Here is a 17,135-nt window from a genome sequence, read left to right as displayed (position 1 = left end):
TGTCCAAGACAAGGCCTTTGCTCATTGACGAAACATCAGGTGATCATGACCATTTAAGTTGGAAACTAGCAGAACAAACGATTCAGTAACTTAGCGACACCACAAGTGACATTTAAGTTGGAAACTCAATAGCGATCCTCCGCCTGCTCAACGAACAAGCAGGACATTTAAGTTGGAAACCAAGCTCTGTTTGCCATGATAGTGACCATGTAACTAAATTACAAAACAGCTAATTACCTCTTATGAGCAGTGGCAGGCAGACGCATGTCATTTGTCCGCAGTTAGCAGAGAGGCTACATGCTGGTGTTGAAAGGTGTGGCTGTAGGTATATGACACCACGGGAAGTCAGCCTAGCTGCTCCCCTTGTAATGACATCATTTGTTAAGCACACCATCAAACTCCGACAGTTGTAAGTCATTTTTCCCCTGCAACATATCGCTCGCTAACGATCTACGCTGGTCCAGTAAATCATCGAGCGTTGCCTCGAAGGTCTGAATGTCAGCATCGCGTATAGTTGGATAATAGACAAATACATCCTTGGTCTGGCCGATACGGTATGCTCGATCGGTCGCCTGATCTTCTTTGGCCGGATTCCAGCACCGGGTGAAATGGATCACATGGTTTGCTCCCTGCACATTGACACCAAACCCCACCGCCACGGTGGAAAGAATAATCACATTAAAGCCGGACACTGCCTGGAAACGATCAATCAGACGTTGGCGACTATTCAGGCTATCGCTACTTGTACTGGTGTCCCCATTAATGATTGTTGGGGATATATCGAAACGGACCTTAACCGCGTGCTGTACTTCACGCTGAACATCCCGTAGTTCGGTGAAGATGATAACTTTATCCCCGCTGCGACGGATGTTATCCAGTTGTTCTAGCAGCCACCTCATCTTAGGGGAATGTTCACGTAACCAAAGGTCAGGCTCCACACAATAGGGGTGAGCACAGACCAGCTTGAGTTTATGCAACACAGGAAGGATGAAACTCTCTTTACTCCCTGCGGCCTCCTGCACCAATTGTCGCTGTCGATATTCACCAATCTGCTGGTTATAGAGGGAACGCTGCCGACTAACCATGGTCAGATTGCGGCAAGTGCGATCTTCTATCTTGGAAGGCAAATCCTTAGCCACATCCTGCTTGGTCCGCCGCAAGGTCTGGGGCTCAATCAAGGAACGTAATCGAGCCAGAGCTTCTAGATCCTTGCACTCCCCCTCTTCAATTGGTTTTTGGTATTCACGACCAAACTGGTTTAAGGCCCCAAGCAAACCTGGCTGGACAAAATCAAACAGGCTCCAGAGATCGATCAAGGTGTTTTCTACTGGAGTACCAGTACAAGCAATGCGAAACTTGGACTTCATGGCTTTAATAGCCCTAGTCACCATAGCTGCTGGATTTTTGATTTTTTGGGCTTCATCACAGATCACCATGGCCCATGACTGACGACCCAAGGAGATCTCTTGGGAACGCAGCGTCTCGTATGTGGTTAACACGATACGAGCCTCCTGTAACCAACCGGGACGCAACAGATTTGTTACACCCTGCTGACGCAATGATTCTGGGATTTCATAGCTGCGAAACTTTGCCTCTGATAGAGCATCACCGTAGAGCCGCATGACTGCAATGTCATCGGCATAGAAGAATTTTCGCAATTCTGCTTCCCAGTTATCCAATAACGAAACCGGGGCTACGATAAGTACAGGATCACCACTTGGTTGACGTTCCAGATAATCAACCACAAAGGTAAGCAATTGGATCGTTTTTCCTAAACCCATGTCATCAGCTAAGAGGCAACCCGATACATGTTCTGGTGACAGCTCGAACAGATGCTGTAACCATGCCACACCGTGTAATTGGTGCTCACGCAGCGAGATTTCTGGCTTAAGCCTCTCCGGTAATGACGGGGAGGAAAGACGCGCCTGTTGAATCGCATCTTGTCGCCACTTGGCATAACCCACCTCGTCGATATTTTCTTCCACCAGCAAACCAATGCTGTTTTTCCTCATGGATTCTTGAACTGTTGGCTCTTCGCTCCGGATCTGCTTTCGCCATTCCTTTTGTATCTGCTCAGCCAAGCGCAATGGCACGGGTTGCTCAGATCCTGGCAAACAAAGATGCCCTGCTCCCTCTGCAAACGCCTCGTCAATACGCTTTGATAACTCATCCAGCGCCGCAGCATCGTCAAAATTGATCTGTGCGACAACATCACCCACTGACTCCTCAATTCCATTCGATTCGCTCGAAAGCCAATCCTGACCGGTTGTTCGGGTCAGGAAAGGAGATGATACTGGCACTACCTCGCCGAGACCGATAATGCGATCACCATAGCGAGAGAGTTCAAACAAAGAATCGAACAACTCTCCGGACACCTCTCGTTGCCAGCGATCTAGCAACTTTTCGATGTCCAACAATTGCTGCTCGTCAAAGTCGCCTAACTCCAGCTCAAAACCCTGCCAGAAACCTGCGCTCATACCAGCAGCCAGCTTAAAGCGCAGCTCCTGTACAAAAGGCGCAAATATTCCAGGTGAATTGAAACTCAGTGTTTCATCAGGGAGTGGCTCTCGGCTTATAGGGGAGAGATGCAGCAATACGGTGGCGATCTTCCCACTTTCGGCCTCGCATTTAGGTTCCAGACGAAAGTGATGAAAATAGATCCCCGCATCGACAAGCGATTGCTCGTGCTGCTCTGGATCGAGTACCACGCTGGTCACTTCTCCCAGCAGGGCATAGGGATTGCGCAACAGGGACAACGCCGAATCCCCAGCCACCCTTCTCCCCGGTATCGCCTTGATGGCTTCGAGTACTTGCTTGATCTCAGGCTCTATCAACACATGAGCGATGGTGCCATCTGGTTGCGTGATACGGTATCTGTCCTGTACCCGTTGGGTAGCATCAAATGAGGAAAGGAACCCAACTGGTTGTTCAGGAAAATCAACGCCAACCTCAATGACAGGACAAGAGTCGATCTCTGCCTTACGTGGTCGCAAAGCCAGTCGCTGAGGTTTAACGACCACTGTCTTGGCAAGAAAACCATCCATGTCGGCATTAGCCGCTTTGGCAACACTGCGAATAACGGCCCACCCTTCATAGTTGGTCGCCTCACCCGGCTCATCCCTCTGACAACGAGCAAGGTCACGCAGAGACTCACAGAGCTGCCAGCTGGCTTCGTTCAGTAGACGTTGTCCCTTCTTCGTTGTTACCAACGCCCCCTGACGTTTTAACTCGACATGTTCTCCCGTTACTTCATCACTCCAGTGAGTAATCGCAACGGTGAACTGAGGATCGACCAAGCTGCCTCTGCATTCCAATTTGGGGCGTAGATCAGTACAGTGAGGCAGCGACAACAACGCCAGACTACTTTCATGATCGGCGTCGGCCATTAATCGATACATATCACGCCATGTCAGGAGCCAGCGGTCGCTAAGCACCGCAACGTACTCCTCCTCGGCAAGCTGCTCCAGATAGGCAACCAAGGCCCATCGCTCAGGCTCGCTCTGTATACGTTCGGCAAACACGATCCCTCTCTCATCCGCCTGCCAACATGGGCTGAGATCAACCGGATCATGCTTATTTTTCCCAAATTTGCTAAACCAACGTCCAAGCATCATTTTTTCCAAAACATAAACGGGCTGCCAGTTTTGACCACAAAACCATTGCGCCTCAGAAGCAAAATGTCATCTGTATTGCGCTGCTTGATCTCTATATGGAAAGCACCGCCCTTTTCACGATGATCCGTATAATGTCGCAGGTTTTCGCCTAACTGTTCGAGCAACAGAGCAAAATCAACTTTCCCCTTACCGCCTGAATGAATCACAACGGTCCGATCAGCAGGTGTGTTCACAACTTGGCTCTTTGATTCAGAATTGTTGCCAAGGGGAGCTTGAAATGATGGAACGCTTGGTTTGACAATTTTTGGTTTAACTACACGATTCCATAATTGATTGGCTCCCTGTGGGTTTGGAACAATACCAAGCAACCGTAACTCATCATCATATTTTTGCTGCCACCCCTCCATCGCATCGGGCTTTAATGGTTTGGGAACATGTATCCAACGCCCCTTCGCGAGGTTTTTTTGTTTCAAATCATGAGTTAAGTGCAATGCACTGGCATCAGGATTAAATCCGCAGGAGTTAGCTCGATATACATAACAGGCGTTTCCTGTGTGCGAAAACTCGACAAAGATGTAATCGCCAATCTGCATGATTACTGCGTTATCAGCTGGCGAGCCCCCAGATAAATCTCCTAGGCGGCCCTTATTTTGATCACGAAAACGGACAAACTCTCCATCTCGGTTTAATTGAGCATCACGTCCCATCACGATACGGGTATAACTCATCTGATCGGCAAAACGGAGCCAATAGAAGAGACGCGCCTGATCAACCTCGCCTTCACCTTTCAGCAAACTAAAAAAGTGCTGTAAATCCTGCTTGGCAAGCCATGCCCCCACCATGTCACATACCGGTTTAGCCACATGGTGACGCCAGCGATTTTGATCGGATTTCAACTGGGGGTTCCCCCAGATCTCCAGACCTGCTTGTATCAGGTTGGCTTGTGGCTGAACATGACAGCTACAACCATGATACCGAGTGAGACAAGCAGCCATGATCTCGTCGGAATGACGCCTATTATTGATAGTCATCAGCGCCAGCAATGCCGGTAACCGAGCTAAAAATGGCGCTTCATCAAGTTCAGCAATCCTTTTCTGCACAACGGCAACAATTTGATGCCACAACCAACTTTCTGTCGGGATCTGGGCAAGAGTCTGTAGCTGAGTGAGGTCTGTTACTGTTCCCTCGAATATCTGCTGCCCTAACCGCAAGCCAGCTTCACTCTGAAAAAGCTCTTGATGCTCATCAACTACCCGCATCCAAGCTTTAAGCTTCTCCGGATTCCGGAGTACACGATAACCATCCCGGATATAAGTGCGCAGTTGTTGCCAGTTTTGGCTCTTCTCAGGCTCTATTGCCTCATAACCAAAATAGCTGAAGCAGAGAGCAGTCCAATCCCGGCGAACCAACTCACGGCTATCGATGTGAGCAGATACATGCCTACTCACTCGTGGAAAGACCTTTTCATCATCTAGCAACTGCTTGCCTGCTTCAACGCAGTCAACAAGCCCTGCATATACCAACCGCCACTGCCGCCGGGTGAGCGGTTCATTACGCAGGAAGGCCGCCAGAGCGGCATGACGCTTCTCCTTCGGTGGTTCTGGAGCTGCCTCCGCTTGGTCAAACCTAGCCTCAACCTCAGATCTAGCTCTCTGCAAAACCGAAAAGGAATGCAGAGTCCTCTCCTGATAGCGACCATTGACCCGCTCCACACTGGACTCCAAGATCGCCGTAAGACGGGAAATTGCATCCACCATCAGCGCATCTCCAACTGACAACGTTCAGCCGTCATCAGACCAGAAAACTGAGGTGCGCTCTCCGCCGCCTGCTGCTTGTCTTCCTTGAGCCCATAAAACTGCATGCGCAGCTCCACTCGACGACTTGCCTCTTTGCTGTCCTTGGCATTGTTAAAAGAAACACCTCCAGCCAAAAACAGGCTACGGATCTGCTGCTGGTGTTCGGCAGAAAGGGATTGCTGCAACTGGCTCCGTCCGTCAAGCAGTGCACACATTACCCACTCGGAACGCTGTAGCGACAAGTGGAGGTTATAGAGGTAAGAACCATCCGTATCGGTAAAACCTTCAACCACCACCTGTTTCATCCAACGTTGCCCCTCTGGGCTATCGGTAACATCCAGGATCAACGGCACCACGTCCTGCAATGCCTGCTGACCCTGTGGGTCTAGAAAATATTGGTTGTGACCAAAGCGCCCGGCCTCCCCAAAGCTAATCCGGTTGTCACGACAGTCAACTTTAATGGTGTTGCTCTTCTTTCGCGCCAGTATCTCCAAGCTTTGACAGATACGGGTAATATCCTGCCCTCTTTGCTTTTCTCCAGCCTCAACTTCGCGAATACGCTGGGTCACAGACGCAAGTGAAGCAACCATGACAACCAAGAACAACACCATCATGGCAGTCATCAGATCGGCATAAGAAATCCAAAACGGCTTTTCCGCCTCATCGTTGCGACGCGAGGCCGGAGCGCCTTTCATCCCGAACATACGTTAGCCCCTTAGCGCCGCACCTTGATAGACTCAAACAACTCGGAAAGATCCTCAATTCCTTCCTTCATATCATCGATACCACCAGCAAGCCCCTTCACCGCTTTGTCTAGCTCACTATCGAGACTTCCCATGGTCTTGACCAGATTACGATTCAACCCATCGGCAAACTCATTGAACCCTTTCGCTAGGGCATTGCCGATCTGGTCCAAATATTCTGTGGCCTCACGATTAAGGTCACGCATCCGCTCACCGTGTTGCCTGAGATCGTTAATTAGTTGTGCTCGCTGGCTTTGTTCGCTCTGTGCCCCAGCGACTACGGACTCGATGGTAGCCAAAACTTTGGCCGCAGACTCTCGATGAGTGCGGTACTCACCAATAATTGTTGTGAGCTCACGGGAGGCTACCGCCAACTCTCCACCAACTTGCTGCACTGACACCAATACTTTGGCGGTTGTCTCACCCGCTTGCACCACACTGCTGCCCGCGGTGTCGAATCGATCAGCAGCAAGGCGCATCTTGTCTGCCCCTTGTGCCATTTGCTGCAAGTGCTCTCTAGTTTGCAAGCCAAGGAGTTCAATGACTTCCTGTGCCTCTTTGCGCTGCTGCTCGACCAATTGCAGCGTCTCTCTAAGCTGCTTATCCAACCCACCAATAACCGTTTCAGTTGTATTCCTGATATCCGCCTGTGCCAAGCGATGCTGTGCATCCATTCCTTCTTGGTTAGCGTTAAAGGTCTGGAACATCTGATTGAGCTGTGAGCCCAGCTGAGTCAAGTTTGTGGACATGTTGGTCATGACCTCTTCTTGCCCTTGGCCAATACTCCGCTGGCTCTGTTCAATAAAGCTATTCAGGTGTTCGGCTATCTGTTGCTGACGGGCCTCACTCTCGGCAAACAATCTCTCCAATTGGTGAGCTATGCGTTCACTGGCATCCTCGCCCGAGCTTCCCATTCGCTCTACCGCCGTCTGCATTTTTGACAACATCTCGTTCATGCCATTCTGCATACTGGCTTGACCAGCCTGCATGTCTGTAAGCAGTTGTGCTATGACTGTGGCACTTTGCTGAGAAGAGGACTCGCCAGCTCGCCGCATATCGTCCACCAATGCCACAAAGCCTTGCTGCATGGACTGCATTGCCGTCACCGACTGACCGAGCATCTCGTGCAATCCGCTGAACTGTTGGCCGAAGGAGGCATCCAATTTGCTCATAAAAGCACTCAGTACATCAGTCAATAGATGCTGCACTTGGCCCGACTGATCACCACTTGCCTGCTTCACTGAACCAGCAATTTTTTCCAAGGGATCTTTAAGACTATCTTCGATGGAGCGACCGATCTGGGTAGCCAAAGATGTGCCAACCTCTTGATAAGAGGTTGAGAGGGTGTTGGCCAGTTTGAGATTTTCCTGAACTTGGGCATCAACCAGATTTTGCATCATGGTGCGTAGATCACTGACCAAGCTGTCTTTCAGTTGTCGGGCATTAACTGCACTTTCATTGCTGGCCTTAACCAAGTCGGCTAAATATTCCTCACCCACACCGCCCTTGAAGAGTTCATCAATGGATTCGGTCAACTTTTCCAGTAACTGGAGGCAACGTCCCCAACGCCATTTTTCCAATCCAGTCACCACGATGGATGCAAAGATTGCGATCGAAGACCCAACAAAAGCAAAAAGCACGTCATTGAGCAAGCGAGAGACACTTTCGGTAACCTTGGCAGGATCCGACACATCAAAATGCATCAAACCCGACATCAAACCCAGGAAGGTGCCTACGATACCTAACCCTGTCAGTACACCTGGCAGGTGTTTGAAAACCTCGGTGCGGAGAGGCGTCTCTACAATACTAGGCACTGAGAAGAAAGTGGCAGATAGGGAGGTGGCTCGCACAGCGACTAATCGACTCTCTCCCTCAACCAATTCACTCTGTCTGTGCAGAGTGTCAGCGTATTCTTTCCAAGCATGATTCATGGCCCGATATTTGGGCTCAGCAAACATTGCTGTAGCCTGTTCTAACTTTTCAGAAGCAGGTAGTTCACGCTGTATTTCTAATCCCTTGCTAGCCTGCTTCAACTTGTTCGCCACCAAAAATGATGGCCCAAGATAAAACACACAAAAAAATGCGGAAAACAAAACTACCAGGCAGAACACAAGGGTAGGGACAGAGCTTGGCTCAAGGTGCTTAAGCCAGTCGAACAACAAGGTGAAATTCATGCATGACTCCCGATTTTGAGAGATGCAGTATATCAACTCCAATAAATGTGTTTTTAATCAAAATCACTCTATTTGACATATTGAGGATAATGCAGTCGATATTTTGCACCCCATAATGGGTTTAACGCCCATTTCTCCCCCTAACGAGGGGCTCATAACCATTCGAAGGGGATTGAAAGTTAATTGCTGTTTACAAGTGAAGGGGGGGTAGGCAGGGCCACAGATAGGCAGGTACGGTTTACCGCGAAAGTAGTCAAAAAGGGATGTTATTAACGAAAATGCCTCATATGGAAATCATTCGCCAGTTGGCACACACCTGCGTTGAAAAATGACGAAACCAACCGCCGAAAAAACAATAACCATTTGTTATTAAATGATTTTTATTAAAAAAACTGATGTTGTGGTCAACCGCTCACGAATACCCCAAACTAGATGATGACCCAATGAACTCCTGAGTGATGATTCGCATTGGGCTGCCATCAACAACCCCCAGACGGAGGCGCAGACTCATAATGACTCATGTAGAGCAATCTCCCCCAACCAGCAATCTATCTGTTCTGGAGTCGCTCGGTCTACCACGTAACTGGCTAGCCGCCCATCAGCACATAGTGTCTGGTGTATCTCCTGAGATCGTCGTCAAACTGAGCAAGCTATTGGGGTCTAATACCCGAACAATTTGCCAGATGATTGGCATTAGCCGAGACACACTGAATCGCCAAATCAAACGGGGCAATCGCTTATCGACAGCTCAGGGAGATCGCGTTTACTGGGCAGCCTTAGCAGTGGACGCAGCCATATCCCTACACCGGGGAGATACTGCTAAAACGATGAGATGGCTCACCCGCTCTGCGTGGGGATTAGGTGGTGAAAAACCGGCCGATGTGATTACTACGCCTATGGGAGCGCAGGCAGTTATCGATCTTGTCGGCCGGATTAGGCATGGCATCCCCTGTTGATTAACAGTTCATACGTGACCATAAAGCACCAACAATAGGCTCATTTGGTGAGCCGATCACCCCGACCAATCGGCTCATTTGATGAGCCGATCACCTCGACCAATCGGCTCACTTGATGAGCCGATCACCTCGACCAATCGGCTCACTTGATGAGCCGATCAACACAACCACTCAAATAGTGGTTAGATAAGCTCTCGATTGCCTTCAATTTTCCCAAATTGATCAGGGTCTGCGGGTTGATAATCATCCGAAAACATATTCATCAACCGATGCTCCTGTCTCAGGTTGGCCAGCGCCCCAAAAAAGCAGCCTTCACATAGGTGTACCTGATATCGTTCACCATCGTGCTGCGAACCATAACCCCAGCAAGCCTCCAGCGTGCCGAATTCCTGCGTACCGAGCGATTTAGTAGTACTAGCACCACAGACATCGCACAAAATATCGACGACCTGTGTGGTAGGAACGATTGCTTCGACCTTCATGGCAATACTCCTCGTTATGATGCCTGATATCAGAACCTGTATAGGTATCGACGGCGAACATCAGGGCATAGGATGTTGATCGGCATACGCCGCAACCAGCCGCACAGCCAATGCGTAACTGAGCGGTAGACGTGTTTTGTACTTCCTCAGGCAGTCTGGCCTATCGACTGCCCGTTCCAATGCAGATAGAGAGCTTGCCTGCTCGGCCAGCAGCCCCAGTTGCTCAGCCAGTTTCCTATCCCGTTCTTCCCAATCCACACTGGGATGGTGAACTGCTCGCTTGGCGGCAGGTAACTGTTGATACAACCAGGCACGATCATGTTTATAGAGCCAAGTAACTGCGGTTCTACACACCTGTTCGACACAGCCTCGACTGACATCGGCATGCTGTGCCAAATATGCAGCCACCGTTACACGGTGCTCACGTAGACGGTTAACCCTTCTCAAATGCCGTCGCCAATCAGACAACCCCTGATGGCTCTGAATGATGCCTTCGACCGCACCGACTGAGACGCCATGGCAATGGGCGATCTGCTGTCGGCTTACCCCCATGAACGCCTGCCGCCATATTCCCCGCGCCACCGCCGCAGTGATGCGCTGGGCTCGGTGTTCGACGGGGTGGTTGTGTCGCAACGCGAGTTGCTTGATATAACCGACACTGTAACCGGTCTGGCGGGCGACCTGACGCATGGAGAGCGGCTCTGCCAACCACCTTAGCACTGCTCGCTCGACGGCTTGCGCGTCACGCGCTGGCGGCACAGGCAACACCTGCTGCACCTCGATGGAGAAGAACTCCGCTGGGCTGCGACTCACAAACGCCATCAGCATCACATGTTTCAGGTAGTGGTGACTGCGGTCACCGTGCACCAGCCCCGAGACGTATCGATAGTTGGCCAGCCCCGGCGGCACTATTGGCGTTATATCGGCAAACAACCCCTGCCAGAACTCCGTCATGGCCTGCAACAGGGGCTGGCTACGCAGATGGCCTCTGGCCGTCAGATAGCCCTGTTGCCCGAGCCATCGCTGGTACAGCTCAGCTAGCGACTCCGTTGGCGACTGGACGCACAGATACCGATGCATAGCGGTGATATATGTAGAAAGTTTGATTTCCTGTTCAGATGGACGCGATGGTTCACAGGGTATCTCGGGATCCGGTATTAGCAGTCGCCGATCAATACCTCCCGCACTGGCCGCCAGGGTTTGCAATCGTAGCTCATGCTTGGCACAGGCCGTGACCCCATACAACTGGTGTACCGTATGCCAATACCCACACCCGAACTGCTTTTCATCTTCTAGAAGACAGGCCGGACACCATTTCAGGCAAGCGCCACCGACCCTTAGTTTGCTGGCGGCTTGTCCTGACAGGGCCATTATTCCCCTCCCCTCACCCAGCATGGCGGCAGCCAGGGCGTGGACTTGGTGCTTATTGTTCAGCGTCAGGGCGAACAATGGGAAGGCCGAGCCGTGGTGCAGCAGGTATTGCGGATCCACCCCCGCCGCCTGGGCAGCCGCCTTAATATGGCCTGGTAATGCCGGATGCAACCGAACAGCAGGACAGTGGAATAGCTGGTTACAAAAATGGTTTCGATCACTGTATGCCGAATGAACAAAATACTGGCTGACCCAGCTGTAGGCCGACTCGCCAGGAATATAGGTGGGGATCACCGAGGTCAACACTGATCACCCCTCAGATCCCAAGAGCCCCACCAGATCGACGCCTGCATGCTGCAACATCATTAGATGGGCCAGAGGGTGCAACGGATCTCGGGCTGACTTCTCATGGTAGCCCCGTGCATTGCGCAGCTGTGGGGGTAATTGCCATACCTGACCTGGCCCCCCACTATTGGTGAAATACGCAGTAAGTGCCAGGGGATCACATTGCGAGTCCATCTGCTGAAACCACGCATTGATCGTTTTGATACTTTTGACCGTGCGCATCGCCTCGCCCGAGATGCCCATCGAATCAGTCACCAGCTGAGTTAGCGCACACAGGGTGAAAGCACTCGCGGACTGGGCTAATGCCAGCGACGCCAACTCAATCTCTTTCATCCGCTCGGAAAAATGACCATCGTATCCCCCCATCCAGTGCCCACAATGGGGGCAGAGGCCCTCGTATGGTGGGATCAGTTGTTCCGACAATAATTTGGCAGAAAAACCACAGCCTGCGCAGTGACCAGACAAACCGCATTGATGCCGATAACAATGGAACACTCCTGGTAGTTGATGATCTCGGTGGTAGTAGGGCATACCATGGAGCTCATAATCCTCGGCAATACAGTCTGCGCACCAGCGCCAATATTGGTGTTGTACATTGTGCAGGCCAGTCACCCGTAACCGAAGCTGAGAACGGCCCGCCAGTGCTGATGTCACTATCCTCTGCTCATCCGGAGTCAAAAAAGAAGCTAAATAATTGCCGACAGAGTGATCCTGCCACGCACGTTGAACGTGTCGGGCCCGAAATTGGGTATCGAGGACAGGATCGTCGGGATGACATAAACGATGGGGACGGATTTGTGGGCTGCTCAGCCCCAGCACCTGGGCCGTTGCAGTAAACGTCCCGTGCGTGCTCAGCACATGCATCCGGCCAACTACCGCCCCTAAATGCTCACCAGGTAGCAACTCCAGCCGATGGAGGATCATTTCCACGACCCCTTATCTACAGAGTAACCGAGTTGCCCCAGCAATGAATCCGGGGATAATTGCTCTAAAGTTTTTAGCTTCTTTTCCTCTGTTTTTGGCAGCTTTTTGGTGATTTTAACCTCGCCTTGCAGCAGGATTTCTCCTTCTGCTGAATATGCGTCTCCATCAACAACCTGACTATTTCCCACTGATTCGAGCAGTAACATCGGCGATAAGTCCTCAAATTGGTAGTAATCACCTTTACGCAGAGCACTCAACGCAGGCTGGAGGATTTTAAATTCGCGATTGAAACATAGGTCCAATGCTGCGATCGAGAGATCTTGATCTGTTGGTTTCAGCAGGGTTAGATATGATAGCGTGGCGCGAACTAGACTGGTTGCAATAGCCGGGATACCGGCACTCAAATAATGTATATGTTGGCGTAACACATCCTCTGATGTTTTCTGGTTTTTCAGAAATCTGGTTTGACATATCAGGCGGATAAAACGCAGCCAAAATGAGCTATTTATATCGCAGCTAACCAACTGCATAAATCCATTTTTAGTTGCTCGGCGGGTTAGCGTCATTTCGCTATCAAACAATTTCATCGTGGCCAATGTTCCGACAAACATCAACGGGATCCCCACTCGATTTAATAGTTCCTCTAAAAATTTCATGGTGGTTTTCTCGTTGTTACTGATCACTTCATTCTTGGCAGACCTGGCCAGGTTCTGCGCTTCATCAAGGATCAGCAAACCAACCCCATGGCCGATAAACGATTTTTGCACTACCGAAATCAACTCATTAACAGAGCGGTTCCTATGGGTATGGCTATAACTCTCACCAGTGACAGCGTCGAGTGATTCTAACAAGTTCAGCAAAAGTGCTTTTTGGCCACGGCGATCATGAATTTCAATGTACAGATAGGTCACCTGCACTCGACTCACAATAATTTCGTGACCATGCAGGTCCGTATAGCGATCATGCTCTATCGTTTGTGGTATCTGTTGGCAAATTTGCCTAACCATCGTGCTCTTCCCACGTCCGCTGAGCCCTAGCAGTAACAGGCTATACTGAACAGACAACCCAAGACTCAGTACATGAGTGGCTTTCCATGGCTCGGCTTTGTCACGATCAATTGCAGCTAATAGCCGGCGCACATCTGCCCCCACTGGATTGCGTCGAGTATACCCGGCCTCGATCATTCGTCGTATTTGGTCATATAAACGGTACGCCTCATCTGGAGAGGTATACACGTCCGCCAGTTGATCTATGGCAGTGCGGATAAAATATGAATGCAGCGATTCATCCACCCCTGCAAGATCCAGATCACACTGAAAAGGGATCTCACAGTTCGCATAAAATTGTGCCGTTGAGAGCGGCAAGCCAAGCCCCTCGATATAGGGATTGCCCCGATATTTGGAATTGGGGTGTGGAAAATATTGAGGTGCGGCCATGGTCATTTCTCCTCAACACTGAAAATTGTCGGATCAGTGAGATCTTGCTGGCTTATCGCCGATAATGGTCGAGGATATGTATTTTCCTGAGCCACAGGAACCAAATCGGCAACAATGGACTGCCCCTCCTGATGTCGTTGCATGGCAGCATCTATCATTTTGCGATTTTTCATGCCGCCTTGAATGCTCTTGGCATTACTTTTGCTATGTTTTCTAATGCTGGCCTGTATTTGCTTATCCTGTTTATCGAATTTTTGTACAAGCGCTACTCGCTCACTGAATTCGCGTTCCTTCAAATTTGCAAGACGTTTTTTTGTGATTTCCTGCTGTCGCATGACATTTTCCCAAATCTGATTTTTATAGGCCTCACTCCGGTCAGTAATATCCAACTGAATAACATCACCCAACACCTCATCTTTAAGCCATATATAATTGGTGGTGACATCTGAGTAGCGAATTTTAATTTTAAACCTGCCAAAATTTTTGGCTTTATCCAGATAGCTCCTACGAACAATTTCATTACAACTATAGTATAAGTTTCTAAAATAAATGCCTTGTGACATAACCGTTGCCTCGGCTTCGGGCAATAATGCAAAACGCAGCTTATCTGCGGACACTCTGGAGCCTATGACAGCCTGCTTGAGCCCCCAATTCCAGACATCACGAGGAGTAAAACCAATACCATCTCGCGACATTTCAAAATTTTGATTATTAATACTAGCGCGATTATTATTCAAAAAGAGAATGGCATTTATCAAGCGATTCACAAACTCATTGTAACTATACAATGGTTTACGCGACGGATGCTGGTCCTCTTTTTTCGGCACCTTCATCACTTTGCCTGCATGAGGCGGTATTGCCATTTCTTGCAGTAAATGGAAGCTTTTTTCGACCGTACCTTTCATATCTCCACGGTGGAGTGCATTTAAATTTGCGACCTTGATACCGATTTGGCCTTGCAGTATTGCAGTAATATTGCTATCCGAATTTTCAGATCCCCGATCCATCGTTAATTCACGACAAACTTCTTGGCAGGGCCATTCAGACTCCTTTATATCAACGCCATACTCCCGACAGAAATCAATTTTATTACTCATGGCATTACAAAGAGCCTGACTGGCACCATGCCAGCAGGGACTGCCAAACCCCACATGAATTCCAACAATCATGGTACTGTACGTATCAACAACTAGATATATTGTAGGTCGTCCAATACTCACTAATTCATCCTGAGAGTATGCGTCACGAATATAAATATCGGCGATGGTACTATCTATTTCATAGCGATAAGTCGGTCCACGCAGCCCTTTTTTAGCCACACCAGGTTTAGCCGCATGATCTCGCGCATAATTAATGCTACCAACTCGTTTTTTGATAAATGTTAGTTTGTCGATACATTTCATTAATTGTCGTTTGAATGAACGAGGAGAAATCAAGTGCTCTTTTGGCAGTGATATTTTCACTGACTCTGATATTTCACCATCTCCAACATTTTTTGGACTCATCTCTACAGATGCATAGGTCATACAATAGTCTAAATATAATTTAGAGAGAACAACCTCCTCTCCAGAACGAATCGACCTTGAGAATAACTCTATGTTTTTAATGTCCTGCTGGGTGATACCCCGATAAGGATTACCGTAATTAGTTTCACGTCCTCTTTTTGAGGCTAGGCAGATTTTTCCGTCGTCTAACTCAAGACTTTTAGTTGGCAGTTGATGATTCAAACCACACTCGTAATATCGTGGCAATAGTGAATTTGGCATTCCTCCACATTTAAAATAACGATTCAAACAACTGCTTACATATTTTTTACTACGTCCTGACTGAGCGATGAGTTGATTCAATATACCATTTGATTCACCATAGAGATAACGATGTTTAAGATCTGGATCTACTATCAGTGGTTTGATAGTAGCAAGACATTGTTCTCTTTTCTCAATCCATTTTGGATCAAAAACTGAATCAGGCTGATAGAATATCTCTGGAAAATCATGATCTGCAATAGAAACCCTAGCCGCATTTATATCAGACTCGACATGTTCCAATGAAATGACAAATGGGCGCTTAGGTGAGTCAGCCAACAGGTCTGATACGGCTATTAATCTGTTATCCAGACAGATATCAACGATAAGCAGTTCTGACTGGTTTTTTGTTTTTGATACAATTTTTTGGTTAATCCGCACGAGACCCCCGCAATGCCGGAAGAGGGTGATATAACTCGATACGCTGTGTCAAATCTATATCAATACGACCGGTATATACAGCATGCTGGAACAAGCAAGCAACCTGCAATTCATCGATATTTATCTCGTGAGCGACCTGCTGGATTAACATTCGCAGAGTGGATAAGGGAGCCGTCATCATGTGGGATTTAAATTGTACAATCACATTGTCATAAAAATCCGCTGAAACCTGGAGAAGATTTTTTGAATCATAACATTCCCGCAAAAACTCTAAATTGTAGATAAATGTTGCATCAAAATCTTTCTCAGTTACCAGCACATGATCGACATTTTGAGTACGCCAATACTCAAGGGCAATTTTCTCTTTTGCTCGTGTTCGATTAACGACTCGGGGACTTGTGATCGCAGGATCCAGTGCATCAGAATATTTAAAGCTGTATGCTGTCAATCGCGCTTTGCCACTATCGGATTGCCTCAGCACGACATAATCCTGGGTCATTGTTTTAGCAGGGATCCGGCCACCATGATTACCTCGTTCTTGATAATTACCTGGATGGACAACGTTCAGAGAGGCAGCAATTTCTAGAGTTTGATGCAGCGGTAGCGGATATTGCTCCAGAATGTCGATGACGCTAGCATCGTGTTCAAATGCAAAAAATGGGAGCCGCTCGCCACGGCTGAGAAGATGATGCTCACGACCCGTTTTGTGGCTAAATACAATCTGCCCCTGGCCGTAGGTGTGGGACTGCCGCACCGTGACCCAGGGGCGATACCCCGAAGCTTTGATGTCTCGGTTGTACCGTGCTGTTTTTGCGATCTCCGCATCGGTGACGATGGGCTGCTGAACCGTTTTTTGCTGCATGACTACTCCTACCTGACCTGCATACAACCTAGTAACTGGGCAGGGGGTCGTCAACCGCAATATCGCACGTAAGGCGTTGTTTTTACTTATTTATTTTTATAAATAATAACTATCGATGCTATCATGGCAAAAATGCCACACTCAACAAAATTTCATTTTTTATCTTAAAAAACATACAGTTATAAAAAATCACATAAGCATACATAATCACGAATATTTATTTTTATAAATAATAAGTAAATGTTT

Annotated in this window: 11 protein-coding genes; 1 reads left to right on the top strand and 10 read right to left on the bottom strand. The window is 48.7% G+C overall.

All coding sequences use genetic code 11. From position 1 onward, the window contains the following. Positions 1 to 374: 374 nt before the first annotated feature. Genes zorD through zorA1 form a run of 4 tightly spaced genes read right to left on the bottom strand, consistent with a single transcriptional unit; the run spans position 375 to position 8,327 of the window. On the bottom strand, positions 375 to 3,614 hold the full coding sequence (zorD, locus tag CK911_RS04695) for a type I Zorya anti-phage system protein ZorD (RefSeq protein WP_216640697.1): 3,240 nt from the start codon (positions 3,612 to 3,614) through the stop codon (positions 375 to 377). After that, positions 3,611 to 5,371: a type I Zorya anti-phage system protein ZorC gene (gene zorC / locus CK911_RS04690; protein ID WP_098969162.1), complete on the bottom strand. Its 1,761-nt coding sequence runs from the start codon at positions 5,369 to 5,371 to the stop codon at positions 3,611 to 3,613. Before zorC ends, zorD begins: the two co-directional genes overlap by 4 nt. Continuing rightward, on the bottom strand, positions 5,371 to 6,114 hold the full coding sequence (zorB1, locus tag CK911_RS04685; RefSeq protein ID WP_098969161.1) for a type I Zorya anti-phage system protein ZorB1: 744 nt from the start codon (positions 6,112 to 6,114) through the stop codon (positions 5,371 to 5,373). The genes zorC and zorB1 overlap by 1 nt, the downstream gene beginning before the upstream one ends. Positions 6,115 to 6,125: 11 nt before the next feature. Continuing rightward, the gene (gene zorA1 / locus CK911_RS04680; RefSeq protein ID WP_153218868.1) at positions 6,126 to 8,327 is read right to left on the bottom strand and encodes a type I Zorya anti-phage system protein ZorA1; all 2,202 of its coding nucleotides are present in this window, start codon (positions 8,325 to 8,327) and stop codon (positions 6,126 to 6,128) included. Positions 8,328 to 8,785: 458 nt separating this feature from the next. Here zorA1 and CK911_RS04675 point away from each other — a divergent pair, with 458 nt between their 5' ends. Beyond that, entirely contained in the window at positions 8,786 to 9,283 is a 498-nt protein-coding gene (locus CK911_RS04675; RefSeq protein WP_320615031.1) for an antitoxin Xre/MbcA/ParS toxin-binding domain-containing protein, read from the top strand. Positions 9,284 to 9,465: 182 nt separating this feature from the next. On the opposite strand, the gene CK911_RS04670 is transcribed toward CK911_RS04675, so the two are convergent. The 6 genes from CK911_RS04670 to CK911_RS04645 are packed head-to-tail and all read right to left on the bottom strand — an operon-like array spanning position 9,466 to position 16,889. Next, a complete protein-coding gene (locus CK911_RS04670; protein ID WP_024941359.1) occupies positions 9,466 to 9,765 on the bottom strand; it encodes a hypothetical protein in 300 nt (99 codons plus the stop codon). 60 nt (positions 9,766 to 9,825) lie between these two features. Then, positions 9,826 to 11,442, bottom strand: a complete 1,617-nt coding sequence (locus CK911_RS04665) for a TnsD family Tn7-like transposition protein (RefSeq protein WP_098969160.1) — start codon at positions 11,440 to 11,442, stop codon at positions 9,826 to 9,828. 3 nt (positions 11,443 to 11,445) lie between these two features. Next, positions 11,446 to 12,405, bottom strand: coding sequence for a TniQ family protein (locus CK911_RS04660; protein ID WP_098969159.1), 960 nt, complete (start codon positions 12,403 to 12,405; stop codon positions 11,446 to 11,448). Further along, a complete protein-coding gene (locus CK911_RS04655; protein ID WP_098969158.1) occupies positions 12,402 to 13,841 on the bottom strand; it encodes an AAA family ATPase in 1,440 nt (479 codons plus the stop codon). The genes CK911_RS04660 and CK911_RS04655 overlap by 4 nt, the downstream gene beginning before the upstream one ends. 2 nt (positions 13,842 to 13,843) lie before the next feature. After that, the gene (locus CK911_RS04650) at positions 13,844 to 16,027 is read right to left on the bottom strand and encodes a transposase (protein ID WP_098969157.1); all 2,184 of its coding nucleotides are present in this window, start codon (positions 16,025 to 16,027) and stop codon (positions 13,844 to 13,846) included. After that, positions 16,017 to 16,889, bottom strand: a complete 873-nt coding sequence (locus CK911_RS04645; protein ID WP_098969156.1) for a TnsA endonuclease N-terminal domain-containing protein — start codon at positions 16,887 to 16,889, stop codon at positions 16,017 to 16,019. Before CK911_RS04645 ends, CK911_RS04650 begins: the two co-directional genes overlap by 11 nt. Positions 16,890 to 17,135 lie beyond the last annotated feature (246 nt).

The organism is Aeromonas sp. CU5, from assembly GCF_002586745.1.
GTDB classification, from domain to species: Bacteria; Pseudomonadota; Gammaproteobacteria; order Enterobacterales; family Aeromonadaceae; genus Aeromonas; species Aeromonas sobria.
The sequence above is the reverse complement of the archived record's forward strand: the minus strand, read 5'-3'. Positions and strand labels throughout refer to the sequence as shown.

Excerpts from the sequence above, each read along its gene's own strand:
- zorA1 (WP_153218868.1), bottom strand. The coding sequence starts at position 8,327 with ATGAATTTCACCTTGTTGTTCGACTGGCTTAAGCACCTTGAGCCAAGC.
- zorD (WP_216640697.1), bottom strand. The coding sequence starts at position 3,614 with ATGATGCTTGGACGTTGGTTTAGCAAATTTGGGAAAAATAAGCATGAT.
- CK911_RS04645 (WP_098969156.1), bottom strand. The coding sequence starts at position 16,889 with ATGCAGCAAAAAACGGTTCAGCAGCCCATCGTCACCGATGCGGAGATC.
- CK911_RS04675 (WP_320615031.1), top strand. The coding sequence starts at position 8,786 with ATGATTCGCATTGGGCTGCCATCAACAACCCCCAGACGGAGGCGCAGA.
- zorB1 (WP_098969161.1), bottom strand. The coding sequence starts at position 6,114 with ATGTTCGGGATGAAAGGCGCTCCGGCCTCGCGTCGCAACGATGAGGCG.
- CK911_RS04655 (WP_098969158.1), bottom strand. The coding sequence starts at position 13,841 with ATGGCCGCACCTCAATATTTTCCACACCCCAATTCCAAATATCGGGGC.
- CK911_RS04660 (WP_098969159.1), bottom strand. The coding sequence starts at position 12,405 with ATGATCCTCCATCGGCTGGAGTTGCTACCTGGTGAGCATTTAGGGGCG.
- zorC (WP_098969162.1), bottom strand. The coding sequence starts at position 5,371 with ATGGTGGATGCAATTTCCCGTCTTACGGCGATCTTGGAGTCCAGTGTG.
- CK911_RS04670 (WP_024941359.1), bottom strand. The coding sequence starts at position 9,765 with ATGAAGGTCGAAGCAATCGTTCCTACCACACAGGTCGTCGATATTTTG.